This is a genomic window from Aliterella sp. E5.1, assembly GCF_057473825.1.
The window spans coordinates 1-998 of sequence record NZ_JBYCCV010000497.1 but is presented as its reverse complement, the minus strand read 5'-3'; the positions used below and the strand labels follow the sequence as shown (position 1 = coordinate 998).

Genomic DNA, 998 nt, shown 5'->3' with positions numbered 1-998 from the left:
AAGCTCACTTTGGAGCAGTCCCTCTGCGTTGGAATAAATGGGTGGCACTCGATGATGATGTCAGTCACAGTCGAATTTGGAGTAACCGTAGCGAGGTGGTCGAACGTCTCTTAGCCCAAGAATGTGAGCTTTGTGGATCAACGGACAATATCGAAGTTCACCACATCCGCAAGCTTGCAGACGTGGCGCAAAAGGGAAAAGCAGAACGACCAGACTGGATGAAAAAGATGGCTGCACGTCGTCGCAAAACGCTAGTGGTGTGTCTCGAATGTCATCACAAAATTCAGTACGGACGTTATGACGGAAAATCCCTCTCACGCTGAGATTACTGGAAAGCGACGTGATACGGAAACGGTCATGCGTCGTTTGGAGGGGGGCGATTGGAAAAGTGCCAGTAATGGTAACTCGTTGGTCGCCTACCCTACCTCACGTCCGGTTTTGAAGCCGAGTCGAGGAAGCGATTCTTTGGCTTAGGTTAACTTAACCCTTGTCTGGATGTTTGGTTGAGTATTTTGGGGACACGGGGGTCATAGAAATCAAAGATCAATGCATTGGCTCAATCGAGATTACACGGCCACTAAAACTTTTAGATATTCGTGGCCCTGGGGCAATGAAAGCTGGATCAGTTTCTGCACTGGCCAAGACCGCAGACAGGGATCTAAGCCAGCAATGGTCTCGGTACTTCTATGAGTATGAGAATATCTACTCCCGAGTTGAAGGAATTATCTACTCCAACGCCCATAACGATGAAGCGGCAATCGCCCTCTACGAGCGGGCACAAGATGGATTAGTTTGCTTGCAGAACCAAGTCATCCAGCTAGCTAGCCCAAAGCTGCGTTCAGCTATTCAAGCAGCAGCATTAGCGAACAACTTAATCTTTGTGCCATGACCCTTCGTGAACTACTTAAACAAGAGGCGGTGGTTAAGTGATTGTGCAAAGTTTCTTTACATAGGGTCAAGCAAAAATATTGTTTTTTAACTAAAAAACATTGATTTAT

Annotated in this window: 2 protein-coding genes; both read left to right on the top strand. The window is 46.9% G+C overall.

All coding sequences use genetic code 11. The annotated features are described in order from the left end of the window. The coding region (locus AC2VE5_RS28530) for an HNH endonuclease (RefSeq protein WP_486890879.1) at nucleotides 1–323 on the top strand (323 nt) is incomplete at its 5' end. A 164-nt stretch (nucleotides 324–487) separates the two neighbouring features. Continuing rightward, entirely contained in the window at nucleotides 488–889 is a 402-nt protein-coding gene (locus AC2VE5_RS28525; protein ID WP_486890878.1) for a hypothetical protein, read from the top strand. The last annotated feature ends 109 nt before the right edge of the window (nucleotides 890–998 follow it).